Origin of the sequence: Brachybacterium sp. J144, from assembly GCF_036321705.1 — a bacterium.
Lineage (GTDB): Bacteria > Actinomycetota > Actinomycetes > Actinomycetales > Dermabacteraceae > Brachybacterium.
This window is the reverse complement of record NZ_JAZDCG010000021.1, coordinates 19655-42624: the sequence shown is the minus strand read 5'-3', so window position 1 is coordinate 42624 and position 22970 is coordinate 19655. Positions and strand designations below refer to the sequence as shown.

The following is a 22970-nucleotide window of genomic DNA, read 5'->3' as shown; positions in this document are numbered from 1 at the left end:
GTCTCGGGAGTAATCCTGAAAGAGTGAGTCTGCCTCCCGGGGGGATGGCCCGCTCCTATGTCTCGGGACGGTCGCCGCGTCACGACGCCGGGTCCGGTCGCCGCGTCACGACGCCGGGTCCGGGCCGAGGCGCCGGATCGAGCAGGTCCGGGTCGACGCTCAGGCGAGCCGGCGGGCCGGGGACTGGGTGAGGTTCGGATCGGTCTCCGGGAGGTCGCCGAGGACCTCGTCGATGCGGGCCTTCACGTCGGCATCGAGGGTGATGCCCGCGGCCTTGACGTTCTCGGTGACCTGCTCGGGGCGCGAGGCCCCGATGATGGCCCCCGCCACGTTGTCGTTGCTGAGCACCCACGCGACGGCCAGCTGCGCCGGGGTGAGACCGAGCTCCTCCGCGATCGGCAGCAGACCCTGGACGGCCGTGAGCACCTCATCGTTCAGGAAGCGCTTAATCATGTCGGCGCCACCCTTCTCGTCCCGGGCACGGGAGCCCTCGGGCGCCTCGGCGCCGGGCTTGTACTTGCCGGTGAGGATGCCCTGGGCGACCGGCGACCAGACGATCTGCGAGATGCCGAGCTCACGGGAGGTCGGCACGACGCGCTCCTCGATGACCCGCCACAGCATCGAGTACTGGGGCTGGTTCGAGATCAACTGGATGCCCAGCTCCCGGGCGAGCTGGTGACCGGCGCGCAGCTGGTCCGAGTTCCACTCCGAGACGCCGATGTAGAGGGCCTTGCCCGAATGGACGACGTCGGCGAAGGCCTGCATCGTCTCCTCGAGCGGGGTCGCGTAGTCGTAGCGATGGGCCTGGTAGAGGTCGACGTAATCGGTCTGCAGGCGGCGCAGCGAGGCGTCGATCGACTCGCGGATGTGCTTGCGGGACAGGCCCGTGTCGTTGTGGCCCTTGGGACCGGTCGGGAAGTACACCTTGGTGAAGATCTCCAGCGATTCGCGCCGCTCGCCCTTCAGCGCTTCGCCGAGCACGACCTCGGCGGCGGTGTTCGCGTAGGTGTCCGCGGTGTCGAAGGTTGAGATGCCGGCGTCGAGCGCGGCGCGCACGCAGGCCCGGGCGCGGTCGTCCTCGACCTGGGAGGCGTGGGTGAGCCAGTTGCCGTAGATGATCTCGCTGATCTTGAGGCCGGAACGGCCGAGATGACGATGTTCCATCCCTCCACCCTAGGGTGCCGCTCTCGCCGCCGTTCGGTGGCCTGCGTCACAGGGGGTCCTACCCAGCGGTGCGCCCGACGGCGCCGACGGGGCCGCCCGGGCCCAGAGCAGCGCCTCACGCACCGCGCGGCGCCGTTCGTCGGCGGCCCGCAACGCGGCGGAGCGACGCGTGCGCCCCCAACGCAGCACCAGGACCAGGACTCCCAGGCCCAGCACCCCGGCGGCGAGACCCCAGCGGACCAGCGCCGCCTCCGGGAGGACGGCCCGGTCCGGCACCGGGAGCAGGAGCAGGTGCACCGCGGCGTACAGCACCGCGGCGCCGATCAGCGCCGACAGCAGGGCACCGGCCGCCCGCGTGCGCGGCGAGCGGGGGGCGAGCGCGGCACCCACCAGAGCGAGCACGGCGCCGCCGGCCAGCAGCGTCGGAGCCCAGCTCAGGAGCTCCGCGAGATCGGGATCGGGAACGCGTCGGCTGGGCACCAGGACCACCGAGCCCGCGAGGGCGAGCACGAGCCCCACGGACACCACGGAGCCGCTCCGCGACGGGGTCCCCGGCACGGTGTTCCGACGTCGCGTCCGCGTCGACGGATCCGCGCAGCGCCCGCTCGGCTGCGGCACACAGCAGCGCGTCCTCGGCGGGCGGGATCCGGGAGGTCATGGCCGGACCGGCACCCCACCCCGGGACTCGCGGGCGACCTGCCGCTGGGCGAGCAGGCGCAGGGCCGAGAGCAGCGGATCGGCGAGCACGGTGCCGAGCACCACGAGCCGCACCGCGTCGCCGGCGTCGCGCGGGACGGAGGAGAGCTCCTTCTCGGCGACCATGCGCATCGCGTCGGCGTAGACGTCGATGTCGTCCTCGCCGATCCCGAGGTCGACCGAATCGCAGGCATCCCAGGCACGGGCCAGCCGGTGCAGGATCGGATCGCCCTCCGGCGCGAACCAGCCGCGCTCCTCGACCCAGCGGCGCGCACGGTCCGTCGGAGGCTCCTCCGGCTCGGGCTTGGCGCTCGCCACGACGACGACCTGCTGCGCGGTCGCGAGCACGTTGATCGGGGAGGGCTCAGTCTCGTCCAGCACCCCGACGATGCGCCGGATGCCCGCGATCGACAGCCCGCCCACCTCGAGCAGGGCGCGGATCAGCCGCAGCCGCTCGACGTGGGGGAGGTCGTACTCAGCGCTCGTGCGGGAGGTGAGCTGTCCGGGCCGGAGCAGGCCCTCGCGCAGGTAGAACTTGATGGTGCCGACGGGGACGCCGGTCTCCTCGGCCAACTCGGAGATCTTCATGCCACTGCTTTCTGAACCGGCCGCGGTCGGGGGCCCGCGGCACGGAGTAGAACGGTACGGCTCCCGGGGCCGGGTGAGACACCGGGACACGCTGCGTGGTGGGCGGGCAGGCGGGTCAGAGTTACGCCTCACGAGGACGGATGCACGCCGAGGACTGTCCTGCAATGCATGAGGATCCCAGCCGGGACGGCTCACCGACAGCTCACCACGTCCTCGCGGCCGGGGAGGAGGGTCGAAGGTCCGCGGACGTGGACTCGATGCGGGCGGTTGACGCGGCGGACTGCGGCACGAACACTGGTAAGTGACACTTTCCACGTCGTGAGGGGTCCCGCCACGACCACCACCCAGCGCCCCGCGAACCGGACCACGGCACTGTCCGAGGGACTGGTGGTCTTCCACATCGGCATGACGATCACCAAGCCGCACCGTCCCGACCTGTGGGGGCCGGTGTTCGCGGCGATGCCCCGCATGCTCCGCGAGCTCTATGCGGCGAAGTCCGCCCACGAGCGCGACGAGGGCGAGGACCCGGGCTTCCTCGGCACGCAGACCCTCATCGGCCGCGGCGGACCCTTCGTGGTCCCGCCGGGCGGGGTCGAGACCTTCTACGGCAACGGTGCCGAGCTCGGCCTCGGCGCGATGATCGGCACGCAGGAGGTCACCTCGCGCGGGCGCACCGCCGCCCAGCGCCTCGCCGGCGAGCACGCGGCCGACGGGGTGGGCGCCGCGTCACGGGGGTGATGCGGGGCGCTCCGCTCGACGGCGTAAGGGCCCGCATCCCCGTCGCGCCCCGAAACCTCCGCACACTGGGGCGAATAGCGCTCGGATTCCCCCAACTCTGCGGTGGTTTCCGGTGGAAGGGGGGACGGGAGCCCGAGGCCGCGGCGGGATCTGCGACCGGAAAAGGAGGGGCGCCCCACGGAGTGGTGCCGTAGGTTCGCCCGTGACCCGCGCGGTCCGCCGCGGTGACCGACCCCAGGAGGCCCCCATGCGAGAACTCGTCTACTTCGTCGCCGTGAGCCTCGATGGCTACATCGCGGGCCCCGAGGGCCAGTTCGACGACTTCCTCGTCGAGGGCGATCACCTGGAGGGCATCCTCGCGGATTACCCCGACACGATCCCCACCGACGCCGCCGCCCATCTCGGTATCGACCAGTCCGGCGGACGCTTCAGCACCGTGCTGATGGGGGCGAACACGCATGCCGTCGGCCTGCCGGACATGCCGAGCCCCTACCGGCACCTCGAGCAGATCGTCGTCACCCACCGGGATCTGCCGGAGGCGGAGAACCTGCGCGTGACCGATGAGGACCCGGTCGCGCTGGTGCAGGAGCTGAAGCGGCAAGAGGGCGGCGACATCTGGCTGTGCGGCGGCGGACAGCTCGCGAGCCAGCTGCGGGCCGAGATCGACCGCCTCGTGCTCAAGCGCCAGCCGTTCCTCTTCGGGAACGGGATCCCCCTGTTCGCGCCCGGCGAGTACGCGCCGGAGCAGCTAGAGCACGTGAGCACGCGGACCTTCGAGTCCGGGGTGAGCCTGACCGAGTTCGCGCGCCGACGCTGAGCGGAGACGGGCCGTCCTGCACCGGCCCACTCGGCGTGTAGCGGCGAGCGGGATCTCGTCGGGTACGGGCGTGTGGCGTTCCGGTACGGCTATATGTCCGTAGTGGCACGCCACACGCCCGTACCTGACCATCCCGCCCGCCGGACGCCGGATCGAGCGGCGCGAGCCGATGTCCGTCTCGCGAACACGAATGTCCCGGAGGTGCCTGGTGGGCGCCGCGGGCCTCTTCCTACGCTCGTCGGACACGCATCACCGCGTGCTCCCCTCGACGGAAGGTCGACGATGACCACCCTCTCCCCCACCCGCACCGATCTGGACGCTCTCGCGGACTCCTACGACGAGTAGGGATTCGTGCTGGTCAAGGGTCTCCTGACCCCCGAGGAGGCCGCCGCGTACCGCGAGCGCAGCCACCGCCTGATCGCGTCCCTCGACCGCGGGGACGACCCCACCTGGGCGGCCGCAGCCGAGCAGTCGATGGGCCGCGCCACCTCGCTCCAGCACCTCCACGACGCCCAGTTCTACGATGCCGCCTTCACCCGGCTGCTCACCGATCCGCGGTTCACCGACGTGGCGGCGGCCGTGCTGCGCACCTCGGACGTGCAGCTGCACCACACCAAGATGTTCATCAAGCCGCCGGAGGGTCAGGACCACGGCGAGCCAGCTCCCGGAGGACAGGCCCAGGCCCCACACCCGAGTGCCGAGGTCGAGCTCGGCGGGGGCCAGCAGGGGCCAGGGCGTCAGCCTGGTCAGCCGCATGACGGCGTAGGGCAGCGGGCAGGCGGCGGCGACCAGGGTGGTCAGCAGCCGGTGGCGGGTCGTCCAGCCGATGAGGCGCTCGGCAGCGCCGTCACCGCGCAGCGCGGTCACGGCCAGACCCGCCCACGCCGCGCCGACGGCGACGAGCAGGAGGGTCACGGCGATCCCCGGCAGATCCGCGACGAGCGCGGGGGCCATGTGCCCGGCCAGCTCCACGATCGCCTCGCGCAGCAGCAGGACCACGGCGAGCAGCGCGACCGCGGCGGCACCGCCGACGACGACCCTCGCCCGCGGATAGCGGCGGATCACCTGCACCACGAGCATCGCCACGATGAGCGGCATCGCGAAGCCGAGCAGGTAGCCGGCGGTGGACAGCGTGGACATGCTGCCCATGCCGACCCCGGCCACCAGCACGTGGGCACCGGCGACTGCGAGCAGGAGGGGCCGCGGGACGGGCCGGACGCTCGCGGCGAGGGCGGTCACCGCTCCCCCGAGGGCGACGAGCCCGAGCGCCGCGGCGGCTCCCGGGACCCCGAGCAGCAGCTCGAGCGGGGAGCGCTCCGGCGGACCGCCGAGCAGCCCGACCTGTGGGGCGAGAGCCCAGGTCAGGCCCAGCACGGCGGCGAGGAGGGAGGTGAGGAGCCCGGCGAGCAGCAGGGGCCGCGGCAGGGCCGGGCGGGGACGGGTCGTGAGCGGTGGTGAGGTCGTGTTCGTGGTCATGCTCCGAGCCTTCTCGGGTGCCGCCGCCCGCACCTCCCCCGCGCGGGGGAACCGGGTGCGCCGACGGGTGAGAGCCGGCGTCGATCGCCGGTCCGGTCAGGGCGCGAGGACGCTCCGCGCCGCGAACAGGCTCGCTCCGGGCAGCGTCACGGCGCGGCGCGCAACCTGCTGGATCCTCAGCTGGAGCCGGTTCGCCGGGGCGAAGAGGGAGGCGCTGCGACGCCCCATGCGCTGCGCCGCCTCGGTCGTCGGCCGCCATCGGCGCTCGTACTCCGCCAGGCCGACCTCGACGTGCGGGCCGGCGGCGCGGAGGCTACAGGCGAGCGCCTCGGCACCCGCGATCGCGAGGGACGTGCCCTGCCCCGCCAGCAGCGACGGCGCATGGGCGGCGTCCCCGGCCAGGACGATGCGTCCCCGGCTCCAGCGCGGCGCGATCGCCTGCGCGACGAGGTCGTGGTAGAAGCTCTCCGGGGCCTGGGCGAGCGCCCGGTCGACCTGCGGATGGAGCCCGGCGAAGTCGCGCTGGAGGCGTGCCCGATCGGGGACGGGCCGGGCGAGGCCCGAGCCGGCGGTGCGCTCGGCGAACATCGCGCCGACGCGCCCGTCCCCGGCCGCATACGCCCAGCCCACACGGCCGACGGTGTCGGTCATGAGCATCCGCTCCGCCAGCTCTCCGGCGAGCTGCGGGTCCGGGTAGAGGTAGCTCGCCACCCGGTAGCCCATCGGCACGATGTCCCCATGCCCGGGCGCGACCCGCTCCCGCACCGGTGAGCGCAGGCCGTCGCAGGCCACGACGAGATCCGCGGCGAGGGTGGCCCCGTCGGCGAGCTCGACCAGGGCGCCTCGGGGAGAGCCGCCTCCCTCGAGGGCGATGTGTCGCACCGCGACGACGCGGGCACCGTAGCGCAGGTCCACGTAGTCGGGCAGCACGGCGAGCAGGCCGCGCTCCACCTCGGGGCGCAGGATGGAGAAGTAGCGTCCGCCCGCGGCGGCGACGAGGGGGCCGACGTCGATCCGCCCGGACTCGGCGCCGTCGGGCGTCCCGTAGCGGACCCCCTCGAAGACGTGCCCGCGGACGCGGAGCTCGTCGATGATCCCCATCCGCTCGGCGGCGAGGAAGCCGGGGCCGAAGAAGTCGATCATGTAGCCGCCGCCGCGCGGGCCCGGGGAGGCCTCGAGCACCGTGACCTGGTGGTCGGGGGCGAGCTGGTGGGCGAGGGCGAGGCCGGCGATGCCGCCTCCGATGACGGTGACGTCCATGCGTTCGACGCTACGCGGCCCTCCTCGCCGTCGCCACGCCCCGGCCAACGCGGCCCTCGCCAACGCGCCCCACCATCGCCCCCGGAACTGCTGCAGACCTGGGGGTATTCGAGTGCTATTCCCCCGAGTCTGCAGGTGTTTCCGGCGAGGTGGGATGAGTCGATTTGGGGGCGCGGGCGGGGTGGAGGGGACGAGGGCGGAGCGGGGCGGGCGGTGCATGCCCGCCCCGCTCTCCCTGAGTCAGCTCCCCTCGGCAGGGGCCTCCACCGTCGGGGTCGTGCCGGCGACCTCCGGGGTCTCCCCGGTGAGGGTGGCCCGCCCCTCCTGCACCGCGGCCTCCTCGTCGGGGTCCACCCCGTCGGCGAACTGCGACCAGTAGAGCCGGTGGTACGCGCCCTCGGCGGCGAGCAGCTGCTCGTGCGAGCCGAGCTCGACGATGTCGCCATGCTCCATCACGAGGATGACGTCCGCATCCCGGATCGTGGAGAGCCGGTGCGCGATGACGAAGCTGGTCCGGTCGGTGCGCAGCGCCGCCATCGCCTCCTGCACCAACACCTCGGTGCGGGTGTCCACGGAACTGGTGGCCTCGTCGAGGATCAGCAGCGCCGGGTCGGCGAGGAAGGCGCGGGCGATGGTGATCAGCTGCCGCTCTCCGGCGGAGACGTTCGCGCCCTCGTCCTCGATGACGGTGTCGTAGCCGTCGGGGAGGGTGTGCACGAAGCGGTCCACGAAGGTGGCGCGCGCGGCGGCGACCACCTCCTCGTCGGTCGCGTCGAGTCGGCCGTAGCGGATGTTCTCCCGGATCGTGCCCCCGAAGAGCACCGCATCCTGGAGCACCATGCCCACCCGCGAGCGCACCGCACCGCGGTCCAGGGCGCGGATGTCCACGCCGTCGAGCCGGATCTCGCCGGCGTCGATCTCGTAGAAGCGCATGATCAGGTTGACCAGGGTGGTCTTGCCGGCGCCCGTCGGGCCGACGATCGCGATGGTCTGCCCCGGCTCCGCGGTCAGCGACAGGTCCGTGATCAGCTGCTTCTCGGGCGTGTAGGAGAAGGCGACATGGTCGAACTCGATCCGGCCGCGGGTCGGCGCGGTGAGCTCCCGGCGTGCGATGCGGCTACCACCATCGGCCGCGCCGTCGCGCGCGACGATCTCCCCGTCGGCCTCCTGCTCCTCGGCATCCAGCAGCTCGAAGATCCGCTCGGCCGAGGCGACGCCGGAAATGAGCATGTTCGCCATGCCCGCCACCTCGCCCAGCGGCGCGTTGAACTCGCGCGAGTACTGGATGAAGGCGGTCACCTGGCCGAGGGACATCTGCCCGGAGGCGATCCGCAGACCGCCCACCACCGCGATGCCGACGTAGCCGAGGTAGGTCACCCACTGCATGATCGGCATGATCATGCCCGAGTAGAACTGGGCCTTGAACGAGGCCTCCCACAGCTCCTCGTTGCGCTCGTCGAACTGCTCGCGCATGGAGTCCTGCCGGTCGAAGACGGTGACGAGGTCGTGCCCGGTGAAGGACTCCTCGACGTGCCCGTTCAGCCGGCCCGTGTTCCGCCACTGGGCGGTGAACAGCTTCTGGGACCTCGAGCCGATGATCCCGATGACCACGCCCGAGACCGGGAGAGCGATCAGGGCGATGAGCGCGAGCTGCCAGGACAGCCAGAACATCATCGCGGTGATCCCGAGGATCGTGAGCACCGCGTAGACCAGCGAGGCGAAGGCCTGCTGCAGCGCGGACTGCACGTTGTCGACGTCGTTGGTGGTGCGGGAGAGCAGGTCGCCGCGCTGCCGGGTGTCGAAGTAGCTGAGCGGCAGGCGGTTGACCTTCGCCTCGATCCGCTCGCGCAGCCCGTACACGATCCGCATCACGACGTCGTTCAGGAGCCGGCCCTGGAGCCAGTCGAACACGGCCGCGACCAGGTACATCCCCAGCACGATCAGCAGCAGGCGGCCGAGCGCGGCGAAGTCCACCCCGTCGCCGAGGAAGCCGTCGAAGATGACGTCCATGGCGTCGCCGAGGATCGAGGGCGCCCACACGGTGAGCACCGTCGAGAGGATCCCGAAGGCGAGCACCACGGTCAGCCCCAGCTTGTGGTCGCCGAAGGTGCCCATGAGGCGCAGCGCGGAGGGCCAGAAGGCCTTCGCCTTCCGCGGCGCGCCCTCTCCCCACTCGCTGCTCATCGAGTCCTGCATCTCCAGGATCTCCGCCTCGGTGAGCTCGGCGGACGCCGCGGACTCCTTCGCGGAGGTCTTCTTCTTCGCGCTCATGCCATCTCCTCCGCGGTGATCTGGGAGTCGACGATCTCCCGGTAGGTCTGCGAGCTCTCCAGCAGCTCCTCGTGGGTGCCGCGGCCGACGATCCGGCCCTCCTCGAGCACGAGGATCTGATCGGCCAAGGTGATGGTGGAAATGCGCTGGGCGACGATGATCGTGGTCGCGCCGCGGGTGTGCGCGGCGAGGCCCGCGCGGACCTTCCCGTCGGTGGTGACGTCGAGCGCCGAGAAGGAGTCGTCGAAGACGAAGACGCGCGGCGCAGCGACGAGGGTGCGGGCGATGCACAGGCGCTGCCGCTGCCCGCCGGAGACGTTGGTGCCGCCCTGGGAGACGGTCGATTCTAGGCCCGAGGCGACCGCATCGCCCTCGCCGGTGGTGCGCTCGCGCACGAAGTCGGCGCCCTGCGCGACCTCGAGCGCCTCCCACAGTGCGGCATCGTCCGCCGACGGGTCGCCGAAGCGCAGGTTGTGGGCGATCGTGCCGGAGAACAGGTACGGCTTCTGGGGCACGATGCCGACGGCTCTCGAGATGTCCGCGCGGGCCAGGTCGGTGACCGGCACGCCGTTCAGCAGCACCTGGCCACCGGTCGCGTCGTGCAGCCGCGGGATGAGGTTGACCAGGGTGGTCTTGCCCGCACCGGTCGAGCCGATGATCGCGGTGGTGCGGCCGGCCTCGGCGGTGAAGGAGACGCCGTCGAGCACGGGCGCCTCGGCGCCGGGGTAGGCGAAGGTGACGTCGCGGAACTCGACGGTCACTCCCCCGTCGGCTCCCGGCAGCGGCGTCGGCGCGGCGGGCTCGAGCAGCGTCGGCGCCGTGTCGAGCACCTCGCCGATGCGCCGCGCGGAGATGATGGCGCGCGGGAACATCATGAACATGAAGGTGCCCATCATGACGGCCATCAGGATCTGCAGCAGGTACTGCATGAACGCCGTCAGCGCGCCCACCTCGACGAGGCCCGCGTCCACGCGGTGACCGCCGAACCAGAGCACCGCGGCGGTCGCGAGGTGGAGCACGACCGTGATCGCCGGGCCCATGATCACGAACAGCCGACCGATCCGCACCGAGGTGTCGGTGAGCACGGCGTTCGCGTCGCGGAAGCGGGCGGTCTCGTGGTCCTCGCGGACGAAGGCGCGCACGACGCGGATCCCCATGATCTGCTCGCGCATGACGCCGTTGATCGCGTCGATGTTGTCCTGCATCCGCTGGAACAGCGGCATCAGGCGCACCACGAGCAGGCCCACGATGAGCATCAGCACTGGCACGGACACCCACACGAGCCAGGACAGCCCGGGATCCTCCTGGATGGCCATGATGATCCCGCCGATGGACATGATCGGCACCATGACCATGAAGTTCAGCGCCATCAGCACGAGCATCTGCACCTGCTGGACGTCGTTCGTGGCGCGGGTGATGAGGGTCGGCGCGCCGTAGCGGCCCATCTCCTCCGTCGAGAAGCGATCCACCCGTGTGTAGACGGAGCGGCGGATGTCCCGGCCGACGCCCATCGCGGTGCGGGCACCGAACCACACCGAGGCGATCGCGGTGATGAGCTGCACGATCGCGACGATCAGCATGATCCCGCCGACGCGCCAGATGTAGTCGGTGTCCCCCGTGGCGACGCCGTTGTCGATGATGTCCGCGTTGAGGCTCGGCAGGTAGAGGGTCGCGAGCACCGTCGCGAGCTGCAGCACGGCGACGGCGATAACGTGCGGGACATAGGGGCGCAGATGGCGCCGGAGCAGGGTCCAGAGCATGAGGATCCTCGGGGTGGTGCGGCCCGGCCGACGGGGGTGAGCGACCGGGTTCTCGAGTGAGCGTAGGACGGGGTGAGGACAGATCCTGTCCCCGAGGAGGCCGACGGGTCGTCGGCCAAGTGATCGGCGGGACGTGCGCCGGACCTGCCGGGCCCGAGGTGACGGGCGCTGCCGGAGCGGGACAGCTGGTCGCGACAGACGCTCAGGCGGGCAGGGCCGGTCCGAGGAGCAATCCTCCCCCGAGCATGCCGCTCGGCGCACCCGACTTTCGGCCATCGCGGCTGAGAGCCGAGGCACCTGGGCGTACCGGCGACACCGGGCTCGACCGGTCAGATCCGGCCGCACCTAGCGGGCCGGATCGCGCGATACTGGAGGCTCCACTCGCGGAAGGACGGCCATGACCACGAGGATCCTGCTGGTGGGCTGCGGGCGCCTGGGCCTGCGGGTGGGCGAGCTGCTGCTCGCTGATCAGGACGAGAGAGGTCGTCACGAGGTCCTCGGGCTGCGCCGCGACCCGAGCTCCCTGCCGACGGGGTTCGTGCCCGTCGCCGCCGATCTCTCCGCCGCCCTCCCCACCCCGCTGCCGAGGGTCGACGCCATGGTCATCACCCTCACCCCGTCTGCCGCCCCGAGCTATCGCGAGCCTCTCGCGCATCTCGCGGCCGCGCTGCCCGAGATCCCACGGCGCACGGTGTTCGTCTCCTCCACCCGGGTCCTCGAGGGGTACGACGCCACGCGTCCGCTCACCGAGGCGGATCCCGCCCGGCCGCGCTCCAACCGCGCCCGCGTGCTGATCGAGGGCGAGGAGACGGCGCGCGAGCTGTTCAGCGCGGTGATCCTGCGCCCGGCGGGGATCTACGGCCCCGGCCGGGACCGTCTGATCCGGACCGTCCTCGCGGGGCGCCCGGTCGAGCACGGTCGTCGGACGAACCGGATCCACGAGGCCGATCTCGCCCGTGCGATCCTCGCGCTGCTGTCCTCGCCCGCACCGCCGGCGCTGCTCCATGCGACGGACGGTGCACCCGCCCTGCTCGGCGAGGTCGTCACGCATCTCGCGCAGCAACTCGGCGTGCCCGCCCCGCCGCGCACGTCACCGGATCCCGGAGCAGGCACCGTGCTGGACGCGACCGCGCTGCACGAGCTGCTGGGCGAGCTCGAGTTCCCGGACTTCCGGGCGGGGTACGACGCGATGCTCTGAACGCGGGCGCTCAGCCGGTCACCACGTGCGCGACGATCGGCAGCGTCACCGTCATCGCCAGGGCGTTCAGCACCATCGCGGCGCTCGACCAGCCGCCGGAGACCATCGACTCCCCCAGCACCCGCGAGGTGCCGATGCCGTGGGAGGTCAGGCCGATCGCGAAGCCGCGCGCCCGCTCGTCGCGGACTCGCACCAGGCTCAGCAGCGCCGGCCCCACCGCCGCGCCGAGCGTGCCGGAGACCAGGGTCAGCACCACCGCGAGCGGCACCGACGCCCCGAGGCTCTCCGCGATCGTGAGGCCGACGGGCGAGGTGACCGAGCGTGGCAGCGCGGCGCGCAGTGTCACCTCGTCGGCCCCGAGCGCGACCATCGCGCCGACGGTCGCCGAGATGCTCACGACCCCCGCGACCACGAGGGTTCCGAGCACGGCCGGCGCCGAGGCGAGCAGCGCGCGCCCGTTGCGCAGCAGCGGCAGCGCGAGGGCGACGGTCGCGGGGCCCAGCAGGAGCGTCAGGAGCGCGACCTGCTCGAGGTAGAGGGCGTAGGGCGTCCCGGTCAGCTGCAGCACGGTCGCGATCACCACCACGCTGACCAGCACCGGGGAGAGCAGACCGGGACGACCCAGCCGGTGGTACAGCCCGTAGGACAGCAGGTACACCGCGAGGGTCAGGGTGAGGCCGAAGACCGGCAGCTCGTACAGCGCGCTCATGCGCAGGCACCTCCTACGGCCGCCGACGGTCCGGCCCCGCCGTGCCCCGGCGACCTGCCGGGGCCGTCCGTCCCGTCGGCCGGAGGCGGGGCGTCGGGACCGCCCGCCTCACCCCGTCGGCGGTCCTGGCGGCGCAGCAGCGCCTGGAGCATCAGCCCGGCGACCACCAGCGCGAGCACGAAGGAGCCGCCCACGGCGAGCGCGAGCGGGAGCGCGTTCGCGGCGAGGGTGTCCAGCTCGAGCAGGATCCCCACACCGGGCGGGACGAACAGCAGCTGCAGGTGGGCCAGCAGCGGGGTCGCCGCGGGCTCCGCGGCGCGGAGCACGCCGCGGGTGGGCCGGAGGATCCCCAGCAGCGCCAGCAGCACGATCCCGAGCACCACCCCGGGCACGGGCAGGTCGAGCAGCGCCGTCGCGGCCAGGCCCGCCATCTGCGCGAGCAGCAGGACCATGAGGCCGAGCAGCACGGGGGGCAGGAGGGCGGCGCGTGACATCCGGCAAGGGTAGCCCGCACCAGGGCGCCTGCCCGGATGTGGTCCGTGCCGCACGAGCGGTGGATCACGCACCTCTTGCCGCGCGCGGGCGGGCTGTCACGCCGTGGAGGGCTCACGTCGGCGCAGAAGATCGTCGACTACACGGGCGCCCTTCTCGGCGACCTCGAGAGCGGCCTGCGGGACACGGGCGCCCACGCCACCCGCGCCCGGTTCGAGGAGGGGCTGGTGGCCGCCGCGCACGCCAGGGCCTCGCCACGGTCGTCAGCTGACCTCTCGGCCGGGCCGACCCCTCGCCATACTGGCGGGATGACCCTTCGGTTCCCGCTGCGCGGTCCACGCCTGGATCTGCGCCCGTTCACGGCCGACGACGCCGCGCCCGCGCACCGCGTCTACGGTGATCCCGAGGTGATGCGCTTCGTCGGCGACGGTGGGCCCGCCTCCCCGGAGCGGACCGCGCAGATGCTCGCCGACTACGCCGCCCACCAGGCCCGGCACGGCTTCGCGTTCTGGGCCGTGATCGAGCGTGCGAGCGGCGAGCTGATCGGCGATGCGGGTCTGGAGGTCACCGACCAGGGCATCGAGCTCGGCTACACGCTGGCCCGGGGCCGGTGGGGCCGCGGTCTCGCGACCGAGGCGGGACGGCTGTGCGTGGAGGCGGCCGACGGACCGCTCGGGCTGCGCCGCCTCGTCGGCCTCGCCGACCTCGCGAACCCGGCCTCGGCGGTGGTGCTCGCCCGGCTCGGCTTCGCGGACGACGGAATCGTCGACGCCTACGGCCGCCCGCACTGGCGCGTCGTCCGCGAGCGGTGAGGCAGGGCCGACGGCTCCCTCGGAGCGTGTGGACCCGAGGCCGGTGCAGGTGGGCGCACGGATCCGAGGCCGGCGGAGCCGGGCACGCGGGGCGAAGCGGCGCCGCGTCGGCCGGTCAGCCCCCCGGCGTGGTGACGCGCTCGTGCATCCATCCGCCGCCCGCGCGCCGGTAGCCGACGCGCACGTGCTTGCGATCCATCCGCGACTGGGTGAACTCGTACCAGGCCGGCTGCAGCGCGTAGACCTGCCAGTCCGGGTTCGGGGAGCCGTCGTAGGAGGGGCGCGAGGCCCAGTCGGCCTGCGAGGTCGCCTCGTCCAGCGCCACGACCTCGCCAACCACCTGCACCTGCCTGCCGCTCTCGCGCCAGAAGAAGGTCATCGCGGCGCGAGGGTCGTCGGCGAGCTGCTCGCCCTTGCGGGAGGTGCGGTGGGTGGAGACGTGCAGGCCGTGCTCGTCGAGGTTCTTGAGGATGAGGGTGCGGCCGACGGGCGCGCCGTCGGCGAGGGTCTGGAAGGTGAGGGCGTGCGGCTGGCGGGCGCCGCTCGCGATCGCGTCCTCGAGCCAGCTGAGGAAGAGCTCGGCCGGGTCCTCGGGGACGGAGTCCGGGTCGAGGCCGGGCATGTCCTCGGGGAAGGACGGCAGGGCGCGGAGGCGGTCGGCGAGTTCGCTCATGCCGCCATCCTCGCACCGCGGCCGCCGCGCCACCCCACGCCACCCCACGCCACCACCGCCGCCGCCGCCGCCGCCACGAGCTATGGCCTGTTTCTCAACCACTTCCAAGCCGAAAGTGGTTGAGAAACAGGCCATAGGGGCAGTGCCGGGTCAGGGCAGCAGGGCAGAGCCGGGTCACGGCATCAGGGCAGCCATCCCACCAGGTCGGCCGACCCACCCGCTGACCCTCAGCCCAGGAAGATCCCGTTGCCGGGGCCGAGCGGCAGGTCCGCGACGAAGAAGACCGCGAGGATGACGGTCCAGACGATCCAGAACGGGACCACGAAGGGCAGCATGCGCGCCATCAGCGTGCCGAGGCCCGCGCCCGGCTCGTACTTCCGCAGCATGCCGAGCAGCACGATCATGTACGGGTTCATCGGGGTGATGACCTGCGTCGCGGAGTCGCCCACGCGGAAGGCGGCCTGCGTGAACGCCGGCTCGTACCCGAGCAGCGCGAACATCGGCACGAACACGGCGGCCATGATCGCCCACATGCCCGAGCCGGAGATGATGAACAGGTTCAGGCAGCTGGCCAGCAGGATGAAGCCGAGCACGGCCGGGAAGCCGGTCAGGCCGATGCCCTCGAGGCCCGCCGCGCCGGTCACGGCGATCCAGGTGCCGATCCCCGACCAGTTGAACAGGGCGATGAAGTTGCCCAGGATGAAGGCGAGCACCACGAAGGGCAGCATCTCCTTGAGGGAGTCGGTCATCATCCGCACCGCATCGCGGGTGCTGCGCAGGGTGCCGGTGACCACGCCGTACGCCAGGCCGAGCACGATGAAGTACGCGACCACGATGAACACGATCGAGCTCAGCAGCGGGGACTTCGGCAGGAAGCCGCCCTCCTCGTTCCGCCACGGCGAGTCCGGCGTCAGGACGGCGAGGAGGAAGACCACGGTCAGGACCACGGCCGCGAGCACCGCCACCAGCAGCCCGCGGTTCTCGGTGGGGCTGAGCTTGGCACGCATCTGCTCGGCGTCGTCGCCGGCGCCGTTCTCGGCGTCCTCGGTCTCGACCTGGTCCCGGCTGATGCCCTGACGGTTCAGGCGCGGCTCGAGGATCCGGTCGATGATGAAGCCCGCCACCACGCCGAGCACGAGCGAGGAGGCGATGTTGAAGAACCAGTTCGACACCGGGTTGACCGGGGTGGTCTCGAGGCCCGGGAGGGCGCCCATCACCGAGGTGGTGATGCCGGCGAAGAGGGCGTCGAGCGAGGTCGGGAAGATGTTCGTGGAGTAGCCGGCGCCGGCCGCGGCGAATCCCCCGAGCAGGCCCGCGACGGGGTGGCGCCCGGCGGCCTTGAACACCAGGGCGGCCAGCGGCGGCACGACCACGAAGGCGGAGTCGGCCATGATCGAGGAGACCACGCCGACGAACCCGACCACGTAGGGCAGCAGCCACGCCGGCGAGGAGCCGAACAGCTTGCGGATCGCGGCGGCGAGCAGGCCCGAGTGCTGGGCGATGCCGATCGCGAGCAGGATCGGCAGCACCGTCACCAGCGGCGGGAAGCCGATGTAGTTCTCGCCCAGGGTGGTGGTCAGCCAGGTCAGGCCCTCGCCGGTGAACAGGCCCTTGATCACGGTGGGCTCGTCGCTGCCGGGCACCGTCACGACCACGCCCGCCCACGCCATCGCTGTGGAGACGATGCCGGTGACGGCGAAGAGGATCAGGAACAGCATGAAGGGCTCGGGCAGCTTGTTCCCGGCCGTCTCGACGCCGTTGAGGAGACGGTCGGTGAGGCTGCTGCGCGGGCGGGTGGTCGCGTCGCTCATGGGGACTCCAGTAGGGAATGGGGAGAGGTCCGACGGGGGATCGGGGGGCGGGTCAGTCGAAGTAGGCGGGGACGTCGATCGCCCCGCCGGCCTGCGCGAACTCCTCCGCGGCGGCCCGGGCGAGCTCGGGGTCGTGGAGGGCGTCGAGCACGGTGGCGGCGAGGCCGTAGGCCCCGTCGGCCGCGGCGGAGCGGGCCTCGTCGGAGACCGCCCAGGCCGCGAACTCGCGGGTGTGCAGGGCGGCATCGGCAGGCGCGATGCGGATCAGCGGATGGATGCCGGGGATCCGGTAGGAGACGTTGCCGAAGTCGGTGGACGCGGCGAGCGACGGGGAGACCACGCCGAGCGGCAGCGGGTCGCGGCCGCGACGGCGCTGGGCGAGGACCCAGCGGCCGGTGAGCGCCTCGTTGGTGCGCACGGGCAGGCTCGGCGGGTGCTCGTCCCAGGCGATGGTGACGCCGACGCCGGCCATGAGCGCCGCCCCGCGCGCCACGTCCTCGACGCGGCGGGAGAGGTCCTTGAGCGTCTCGGGCCGCTGCGAGCGGACATACAGGTCGAGGCGCGCCCGGTCGGGGATGACGCTCGCCCGCTCGCCGCCCTCGCGGATCACGGCGTGGATGCGGTCGCTCGGCGGGGTCTGCTGCCGCATCAGCCCGATGCCCTGGTACATGAGGCTCGCGGCGTCCAGGGCGTTGCGGCCCATGAACGGCTGCGCGGAGGCGTGGGCGGTGTGGCCGTGGAACTCGACCGTGAGGGTGCGCCGGCCCAGCCACACCTGGTCGGCGAGGTCGTAGCCGCCGTACGGGTGGGCCATGACGGCGCCGTCGAGATCCTCGAAGGCGCCCTCGCGGGCCATGTACTCCTTGCCGGTGTGGCCCTCCTCGGCGGGGGTGCCGAGGAAGACGACCCGTCCCGGCACGGCCGACGGGTCCTCCCTCGCGAGCTCGGCGAGGGCGAGGAACGCGCCGAGGCCCATCACGGCGATGACGTTGTGGCCGCAGCCGTGGCCGACGCCGGGCAGGGCGTCGTACTCGGAGAGGATCGCAAAGGTCGGGACGCCCTCGGCGGACCCGTCCGCCGATCCGGTCCCCGTCGGCGCCGGGATCTCCGCACGGACCGCCGTGGCGAGCCCGTGCACCCCGACCTGCGCCGTGATCCCGTGCGCCTCGAGCACGGCCGCGATCGCGGCGGCGGAGCGGTGCTCCTCGAAGGCGACCTCGGGGTGCTCCCCCAGGTCGAGCATCAGTGCGGCCATCTCCTCGGCGCCCTCCGCGACCCGCTGCTCGAGCCGATCGTGCAGCGTCTCGGGGGCACCGGAGAAGGAGGAGCCCGGATGGACCGACTGCCGCATCGCCACCTCCCGCTCCTCGTCGAGCTGGTCGAGATAGGCCGTGGACACCTCGGAATGCTGGGGCGTCCCGGCCCCGGAGTTCGTGGTCGACATGCGCCTGACGGTACGGCATCACCCGCCGTCGTCCGGCCGGGTTCCGCGGTCCGGAGGACCGGCCGAGGCGCCCGGGGACGGGCCGACCGTCGGCCGGTACGATTGCCCCCTGCGGAGCGCGGCGATCCCGTACCCCGTACCGTCGACCTCGCTGCGGCGCGACCACCCCCGGCGTCCCGCGAGCCCTGCCGCGACAGCGGCCGTCGGCCCTCCCCGTCGTCCCCCCGGACGACCCGTCCTCTGCGCCTCGCGCGCGACTCCCCGGAGGCCCCCCTCGTGAACGCTTCGACCCCCGCACCGGCCGGGACCCGCCGCGCAGACCGCGGCGCGTTCTCCGGACGCACCGCCTTCATCTTCGCCGCCATCGGCTCCGCCGTCGGCCTCGGCAACATCTGGCGCTTCCCCTCGGTCGCCTATGAGAACGGCGGCGGCGCCTTCATCCTGCCGTACCTGGTCGCGCTGCTGACCGCCGGCATCCCCCTGCTGTTCCTCGACTACGCGATCGGCCACCGCTGGCGCGGCTCGGCCCCGGCGGCCTGGCGCCGCTTCCGCCGCTGGACCGAGTTCATCGGCTGGTGGCAGGTGCTGATCGCCCTGATCATCGCCCTCTACTACGCGCTGATCCTCGCGTGGGCGATGAACTACACGATCTTCTCCCTCGACCAGCGGTGGGAGTCCCACCCCGACGGCGCGGGCGGGTTCTTCGGCGAGTACACGCGGGCGCTCGGCGGCGCCGACGTGCACATCTCCTTCGACTACGTCCCTGCCGTGCTGGTCTCCATGATCATCGTGTGGGTCGCGGTGATCGTCGTGATGGCGCTCGGCGTGCAGAAGGGCATCGCCGGGGCGTCGGTCATCTTCATCCCGCTGCTCGTGGTGATGTTCCTGATCCTCGTGATCCGCGCGCTGTTCCTGCCCGGCGCGCTCGAGGGCCTCGACGCGTTCTTCCGGCCCAACTGGGAGGCGCTGCTGCACCCGGGCGTGTGGATCGCCGCCTACGGCCAGATCTTCTTCTCGCTGTCCGTGGCGTTCGGCATCATGCTCACCTACTCCTCGTACCTGAAGAAGAAGACCGATCTGACCGGCTCCGGCCTCGTGGTCGGCTTCGCGAACTCGAGCTTCGAGATCCTCGCCGGCATCGGCGTGTTCTCGGCGCTCGGCTTCATGGCGCAGGCGCAGGGCGTCGCGGTCGACGAGGTCGTGAAGTCCGGCATCGTCCTCGCCTTCGTCGCCTTCCCGACGATCATCTCCGAGGCCCCCGCGGGCGCCCTGATCGGCGTGCTCTTCTTCGGCTCGCTCGTGCTGGCCGGGTTCACGTCGCTGATCTCGATCGTCGAGGTGGTCATCGCCGCGATCCAGGACAAGTTCGGCCTGGGCCGCGTCTCCTCGACCCTGTGGGTGTGCATCCCGGTCGCGGTCGTCTCGACGATCCTGTTCGCCACGACGATGGGGCTGCCTCTGCTCGACGTCATGGACAAGTGGGTCAACGAGTACGGCATCGTCGCGGCGGCGCTCGTCTCCTCGCTGATCGTCGCCTACGTCGTGCGCGGCATGCCGACGCTCCGCGACCACCTGAACTTCCGCGGCACGTTCCGCATCGGCCGATGGTGGTACGCGTGCGTCGCGATCATCGCGCCGCTCGTGCTGGGCGTCTCCCTCGTGGGCGGCACGATCTCGCTGGTCACGAGCGGCACGACCTACTCGGAGTACCCGTGGTGGTTCAACCTGGTGTTCGGCTGGCTGATGGCGATCGGCCTGGTCGTCATCGCGGTCGCGCTGTCGCTGATCCCGTGGTCGGCCGGCTCGAACCTGCACAAGGACGACTCCGACGGCGACCCGATCGCCCCCGAGGTCGTCTCCGGCCAGGGCCTCGAGCTGCGGCCCGACGCGCAGACCCCGCACGAGCTCCGCTCCCCCGGGCGCTGAGGTGGCGGGCGGGCGTCCGGCGGTGATCCGTCCGGCGCCCGACCCCCGCCCCCGCAGCTCGACCCGACCCGCAGCCGGTCCCACACCGGCCCGCTCGCCCCACCGCCGGTCCTGCGCCGGCCCGTCCCCTCAGGAGGACCCCATGTCCGTACCCGCCATCGTCATGATGGTCGTCTCGATCATCACCGTCTGGGGCGGCCTCGTCGCCGCCGTCATCAACCTCTCCCGCCACCCCGAGGCGACCGAGGACTGACACCCCCGGCGCAGGCCTCCCCCGGTGAGGCCTGACGACTGCTGGCGCAGGGCGTGTCACTACGGCTATAGAGGCGTAGTGGCACGCCCTGCGCCAATACCCGACCATCCCCTCCCCGAGCCGGCCCGCCGTTCACCCCCGCCGAGCCCGCGCTCACCTCACCCGAGCTGGCGCGCCGGTCACCCGAGCCCGGGGATCCGCGCGCCGAGGGGGAAGGCGAGGATGACCAGCGCCACCGACGCGGCCAGCACCGCGAGGTCGAGCGGTGAGACGCGCAGGTAGGCGAGGCGCAGCGTGCGTCCGGCGGGGTTCGAGGCGCCGTACGTGAAGCCGCGGGTCTCCAGTGCCTCCACGGTGGTGCGCACGTTCTTCGCCGTGTTGAGCATGATCGGGTAGAACGCGGTGACGGCGAGGACGCACCACTGCCAGGCGACCCGCCAGCCCAGCGGGCCCGGCTTCTCCACGGGCGCGTGGCGCAGACGCTGCCCCTCGAACACCGTCACGTACTCGTCCACGAGGATCGGCAGCATGCGGTAGCCGTAGCTGACCCCGAAGGCGAGCAGCTCGGGGGCGCGGAACCACAGCAGCGCGTCGGAGAGCTTCTCCGGGTCGAGCGATACGAACGCCGCCATCGACGCCATGGAGACCGCACCGAGCTTGAGGTTCAGCTCGGCGAGCGCGACGAGCGTGTCGAGGTTGCCGCCGAACAGGAATGACGCCACGAACAGGCCCACCACGTTGCCGAGCAGCCCGATGAGGAACAGCCCCAGCACGAGCGGTCCCACACGGGCGAGGATCACCGCGGCCACGCCGATCAAGAAAAGCACCAGCAGCACGCCGGTGTCGTGGGTGAGCCACGGCGCGATCGCCATGACCAGGTACCAGGCGAGCACGATCCGCGGGTCCATGCGGGAGAAGAGCCCGCCGCGGGTGGAGTACGCGGTGCGCAGCAGCTCGAGCCGGATCCAGTCGACGCTGAGGACGTCGTGGGTCTTGCGCGCCATCAGCGCACCTCCTGCGGGGTGGGGCCGACGGGGGTCGACGACGGGGCGGGTGCGGTCGGCACCGCCGACAGGCCGGGGTGAGCGGAGGCCACCGGCAGCCAGGCCCGCAGCTCGTCGACGGTGAGCGGCAGCGGGTTGAGGCCGAGCTCGAGCGCGATGCGGGCGGCCTGGGGCGGGATCAGCCGGGTGCGACCGGTCAGCTCGGGGCGGGAGAACAGCTCGCGCGGGGTGACGTCGGCGAGCACCTTGCCCTGGTCGAGCACGATCACGCGGCTCGCCCAGGTCGCGACGAGGTCCATGTCGTGGGTGGCGACGACCGCGCAGCGCACCGTCTCGGCGAGAGCCGCGAGCATGGCGGTGACGTCGTCGCGGGAGCGGATGTCGAGGCTCGAGGTCGGCTCGTCGAGCAGCAGCAGCGAGGGCCGCATCGCGAGGCCGATGCCGAGGGTCGCGCGGCGCTGCTGTCCTCCCGAGAGGGAGCGGCCGTCCCGCTCGGCGAGCGCGGTGAGCCCCACCTCGTCGATGATCTGGTCGACGATCGCCTCGGCGTCGGGCACCTTGCGGCCGCGGGGGAACAGGGCGACGTCCTCCCGCACGGTGTCCTTGAGGAACATCTGCTGCGGGTGCTGGTAGAGGTAGGAGACGTGGTCGGCCATACGGGCGGCGGAGCGGGAGCGGCTGTCGATGCCGTCGACCGTGACCGTGCCGGCGCGGGGCACGATCAGGCCCGTGAGCAGCTTCATCAGGGTCGTCTTGCCGGCGCCGTTGGTGCCGACGAGCGCGATCCGCTCCCCCGCCCGCAGGTCGAGGTCGAGGTCGTCGAGGACGGTCGAGAGGCCGCCCGCGACGGAGCGGTAGCCGTGGCGCACCCCGCGCAGGGTGGCGACGACCTCGCCGTCGGGCGCGCCCGCACCGCGGGTCACCCTCGCGACAGATGCCGCGCCCGCCCCGTCGGCCCCCGTCGGCCGGTCCCGCACCACGGGACGCAGCGCCGCCGCGGCGGAGGCGACGTCCAGCGCGACCGGCCGCGCGCCGACCGCGGCGGAGAGCGCGACGGCGTCGGGGGCGGGGACGCCGTGCTCGGCGAGGTCGGCGTGGCGGTCCATCGCCTCCTGGACGGGCAGGTGCCAGACGGGCGCGCCGTCGGCCATGAGCACCACCGAGCGCGCGAACTCGGCGATGAACTCGGCGTGGTGCTCGATGGTGATGATGGTGGTGCCCTCGCGCTCGTTGAGCTCGCGCAGCCGCACGTAGATCTCGCGGGCGCGGGCCGGGTCGAGCTCGGCGACGGGCTCGTCGACCACGATCACCTCGGGGCGCAGGGCGAGGACCGCGGCGAGCGCCACCAGGTGCGACTGGCCACCGGAGAGCTGCCACACGAAGTGGTCGCGGAGGTGGGCGATGCCGAGCTGCTCGAGCGCCTCGTCGGTGCGCTCGCGGTAGTCGGCGTGGCCGAAGTTCAGGGGGCCGAAGGCGACCTCGTCGCGGACCGTCGGCCGCACCAGCTGGTTCTGGAAGTCCTGGTAGACGTAGCCGACGCGGCTGGACAGCTCCGCGACGGACGAGTCCCAGGTGTCGACGCCGTCCACGTGCACGGACCCGGCGAAGTCGCCGTTCCAGTAGTGCGGGACGAGGCCGTTGAAGGTCTTGCACAGGGTGGTCTTCGCGGAGCCGTTACCCCCGACCACCGCCACGAAGTCTCCCCGCTCGATCGTGAGGTCGACGTTGCGGAGGGTGTCGCGGTCGGTGCCCGGGTAGCGGAAGGACAGGTCCTTCACGCGGATCACGGGCGGCGCCTGCTGCGCGGCGTCGGGGGTGACGGCCGCGGGGGCGGTGGTCGGGGGAACGGTCTGCATCGGGATCTCCGGGGGTGGGACG

20 protein-coding genes are annotated in these 22970 nt (G+C 72.4%); 6 read left to right on the top strand and 14 right to left on the bottom strand.

The features are described 5' to 3' along the window. Positions 1-159: 159 nt before the first annotated feature. The 3 genes from V1260_RS07710 to V1260_RS07700 all read right to left on the bottom strand — a co-directional run bounded on the left by V1260_RS07710 (position 160) and on the right by V1260_RS07700 (position 2448). Positions 160-1164, bottom strand: a complete 1005-nt coding sequence (locus V1260_RS07710; RefSeq protein WP_329746235.1) for an aldo/keto reductase family protein — start codon at positions 1162-1164, stop codon at positions 160-162. Between the two features lie 9 nt (positions 1165-1173). After that, the gene (locus V1260_RS07705; RefSeq protein WP_329746234.1) at positions 1174-1692 is read right to left on the bottom strand and encodes a hypothetical protein; all 519 of its coding nucleotides are present in this window, start codon (positions 1690-1692) and stop codon (positions 1174-1176) included. A 126-nt stretch (positions 1693-1818) separates the two neighbouring features. Then, a complete protein-coding gene (locus tag V1260_RS07700) occupies positions 1819-2448 on the bottom strand; it encodes a MerR family transcriptional regulator (protein ID WP_329746233.1) in 630 nt (209 codons plus the stop codon). A gap of 318 nt (positions 2449-2766) precedes the next feature. Between V1260_RS07700 and V1260_RS07695 the strand changes: the two genes are divergently transcribed. Further along, positions 2767-3186, top strand: coding sequence for a monooxygenase family protein (locus tag V1260_RS07695; RefSeq protein WP_329746232.1), 420 nt, complete (start codon positions 2767-2769; stop codon positions 3184-3186). A 247-nt stretch (positions 3187-3433) separates the two neighbouring features. Then, positions 3434-4003 carry a dihydrofolate reductase family protein gene (locus V1260_RS07690; protein ID WP_329746231.1) on the top strand — a complete coding sequence of 190 codons (570 nt, stop codon included), beginning with the start codon at positions 3434-3436 and terminating at the stop codon, positions 4001-4003. Between the two features lie 249 nt (positions 4004-4252). Here V1260_RS07690 and V1260_RS07685 read toward each other — a convergent pair whose 3' ends face one another. The 4 genes from V1260_RS07685 to V1260_RS07670 form a co-directional block, all read right to left on the bottom strand. Beyond that, positions 4253-5479, bottom strand: a complete 1227-nt coding sequence (locus tag V1260_RS07685; protein ID WP_329746230.1) for a hypothetical protein — start codon at positions 5477-5479, stop codon at positions 4253-4255. A 96-nt stretch (positions 5480-5575) separates the two neighbouring features. Beyond that, positions 5576-6739, bottom strand: coding sequence for an FAD-dependent oxidoreductase (locus V1260_RS07680; RefSeq protein ID WP_329746229.1), 1164 nt, complete (start codon positions 6737-6739; stop codon positions 5576-5578). Between the two features lie 240 nt (positions 6740-6979). After that, a complete protein-coding gene (locus tag V1260_RS07675) occupies positions 6980-9010 on the bottom strand; it encodes an ABC transporter ATP-binding protein (protein ID WP_329746228.1) in 2031 nt (676 codons plus the stop codon). Continuing rightward, positions 9007-10770, bottom strand: a complete 1764-nt coding sequence (locus V1260_RS07670; RefSeq protein WP_329746227.1) for an ABC transporter ATP-binding protein — start codon at positions 10768-10770, stop codon at positions 9007-9009. Before V1260_RS07670 ends, V1260_RS07675 begins: the two co-directional genes overlap by 4 nt. A 397-nt stretch (positions 10771-11167) precedes the next feature. Between V1260_RS07670 and V1260_RS07665 the strand changes: the two genes are divergently transcribed. Then, positions 11168-11968, top strand: a complete 801-nt coding sequence (locus tag V1260_RS07665) for an SDR family NAD(P)-dependent oxidoreductase (RefSeq protein ID WP_329746226.1) — start codon at positions 11168-11170, stop codon at positions 11966-11968. Positions 11969-11978: 10 nt separating this feature from the next. Here the strand turns inward: V1260_RS07665 and V1260_RS07660 are convergent, their stop codons facing one another. Both V1260_RS07660 and V1260_RS07655 read right to left on the bottom strand, forming a co-directional pair. After that, complete coding sequence (locus V1260_RS07660) at positions 11979-12677, bottom strand: LrgB family protein (RefSeq protein WP_329746225.1); 699 nt, start codon at positions 12675-12677, stop codon at positions 11979-11981. Further along, complete coding sequence (locus V1260_RS07655) at positions 12674-13171, bottom strand: CidA/LrgA family protein (protein ID WP_329746224.1); 498 nt, start codon at positions 13169-13171, stop codon at positions 12674-12676. Before V1260_RS07655 ends, V1260_RS07660 begins: the two co-directional genes overlap by 4 nt. Before the next feature lie 306 nt (positions 13172-13477). On the opposite strand from V1260_RS07655, the gene V1260_RS07650 reads away from it, so the two are divergent. Then, a complete protein-coding gene (locus V1260_RS07650) occupies positions 13478-13981 on the top strand; it encodes a GNAT family N-acetyltransferase (RefSeq protein WP_329746223.1) in 504 nt (167 codons plus the stop codon). A 115-nt stretch (positions 13982-14096) separates the two neighbouring features. On the opposite strand, the gene V1260_RS07645 is transcribed toward V1260_RS07650, so the two are convergent. The 3 genes from V1260_RS07645 to V1260_RS07635 form a co-directional block, all read right to left on the bottom strand. Then, on the bottom strand, positions 14097-14654 hold the full coding sequence (locus V1260_RS07645) for a pyridoxine/pyridoxamine 5'-phosphate oxidase (protein ID WP_329746222.1): 558 nt from the start codon (positions 14652-14654) through the stop codon (positions 14097-14099). Between the two features lie 227 nt (positions 14655-14881). Next, on the bottom strand, positions 14882-16465 hold the full coding sequence (locus V1260_RS07640; RefSeq protein WP_329746221.1) for an AbgT family transporter: 1584 nt from the start codon (positions 16463-16465) through the stop codon (positions 14882-14884). 52 nt (positions 16466-16517) lie between these two features. After that, positions 16518-17909 carry a M20 family metallopeptidase gene (locus tag V1260_RS07635; protein WP_329746220.1) on the bottom strand — a complete coding sequence of 464 codons (1392 nt, stop codon included), beginning with the start codon at positions 17907-17909 and terminating at the stop codon, positions 16518-16520. A 276-nt stretch (positions 17910-18185) separates the two neighbouring features. Between V1260_RS07635 and V1260_RS07630 the strand changes: the two genes are divergently transcribed. Continuing rightward, positions 18186-19835, top strand: a complete 1650-nt coding sequence (locus tag V1260_RS07630; RefSeq protein ID WP_329746219.1) for a sodium-dependent transporter — start codon at positions 18186-18188, stop codon at positions 19833-19835. A gap of 142 nt (positions 19836-19977) precedes the next feature. Next, positions 19978-20088 carry a methionine/alanine import family NSS transporter small subunit gene (locus tag V1260_RS07625; protein ID WP_329746218.1) on the top strand — a complete coding sequence of 37 codons (111 nt, stop codon included), beginning with the start codon at positions 19978-19980 and terminating at the stop codon, positions 20086-20088. A 179-nt stretch (positions 20089-20267) separates the two neighbouring features. Here the strand turns inward: V1260_RS07625 and V1260_RS07620 are convergent, their stop codons facing one another. Together V1260_RS07620 and V1260_RS07615 are read right to left on the bottom strand one after the other, a co-directional pair. Beyond that, positions 20268-21092, bottom strand: coding sequence for an energy-coupling factor transporter transmembrane component T family protein (locus tag V1260_RS07620; RefSeq protein ID WP_329746217.1), 825 nt, complete (start codon positions 21090-21092; stop codon positions 20268-20270). Further along, entirely contained in the window at positions 21092-22948 is a 1857-nt protein-coding gene (locus V1260_RS07615; protein WP_329746216.1) for an ABC transporter ATP-binding protein, read from the bottom strand. The genes V1260_RS07620 and V1260_RS07615 overlap by 1 nt, the downstream gene beginning before the upstream one ends. Positions 22949-22970 lie beyond the last annotated feature (22 nt).

Coding starts and splice junctions, on each gene's coding strand:
- V1260_RS07710 (WP_329746235.1), bottom strand. CDS start 1,164: ATGGAACATCGTCATCTCGGCCGTTCCGGCCTCAAGATCAGCGAGATC.
- V1260_RS07700 (WP_329746233.1), bottom strand. CDS start 2,448: ATGAAGATCTCCGAGTTGGCCGAGGAGACCGGCGTCCCCGTCGGCACC.
- V1260_RS07690 (WP_329746231.1), top strand. CDS start 3,434: ATGCGAGAACTCGTCTACTTCGTCGCCGTGAGCCTCGATGGCTACATC.
- V1260_RS07685 (WP_329746230.1), bottom strand. CDS start 5,479: ATGACCACGAACACGACCTCACCACCGCTCACGACCCGTCCCCGCCCG.
- V1260_RS07680 (WP_329746229.1), bottom strand. CDS start 6,739: ATGGACGTCACCGTCATCGGAGGCGGCATCGCCGGCCTCGCCCTCGCC.
- V1260_RS07675 (WP_329746228.1), bottom strand. CDS start 9,010: ATGAGCGCGAAGAAGAAGACCTCCGCGAAGGAGTCCGCGGCGTCCGCC.
- V1260_RS07670 (WP_329746227.1), bottom strand. CDS start 10,770: ATGCTCTGGACCCTGCTCCGGCGCCATCTGCGCCCCTATGTCCCGCAC.
- V1260_RS07665 (WP_329746226.1), top strand. CDS start 11,168: ATGACCACGAGGATCCTGCTGGTGGGCTGCGGGCGCCTGGGCCTGCGG.
- V1260_RS07660 (WP_329746225.1), bottom strand. CDS start 12,677: ATGAGCGCGCTGTACGAGCTGCCGGTCTTCGGCCTCACCCTGACCCTC.
- V1260_RS07655 (WP_329746224.1), bottom strand. CDS start 13,171: ATGTCACGCGCCGCCCTCCTGCCCCCCGTGCTGCTCGGCCTCATGGTC.
- V1260_RS07650 (WP_329746223.1), top strand. CDS start 13,478: ATGACCCTTCGGTTCCCGCTGCGCGGTCCACGCCTGGATCTGCGCCCG.
- V1260_RS07645 (WP_329746222.1), bottom strand. CDS start 14,654: ATGAGCGAACTCGCCGACCGCCTCCGCGCCCTGCCGTCCTTCCCCGAG.
- V1260_RS07640 (WP_329746221.1), bottom strand. CDS start 16,465: ATGAGCGACGCGACCACCCGCCCGCGCAGCAGCCTCACCGACCGTCTC.
- V1260_RS07635 (WP_329746220.1), bottom strand. CDS start 17,909: ATGTCGACCACGAACTCCGGGGCCGGGACGCCCCAGCATTCCGAGGTG.
- V1260_RS07625 (WP_329746218.1), top strand. CDS start 19,978: ATGTCCGTACCCGCCATCGTCATGATGGTCGTCTCGATCATCACCGTC.
- V1260_RS07620 (WP_329746217.1), bottom strand. CDS start 21,092: ATGGCGCGCAAGACCCACGACGTCCTCAGCGTCGACTGGATCCGGCTC.
- V1260_RS07615 (WP_329746216.1), bottom strand. CDS start 22,948: ATGCAGACCGTTCCCCCGACCACCGCCCCCGCGGCCGTCACCCCCGAC.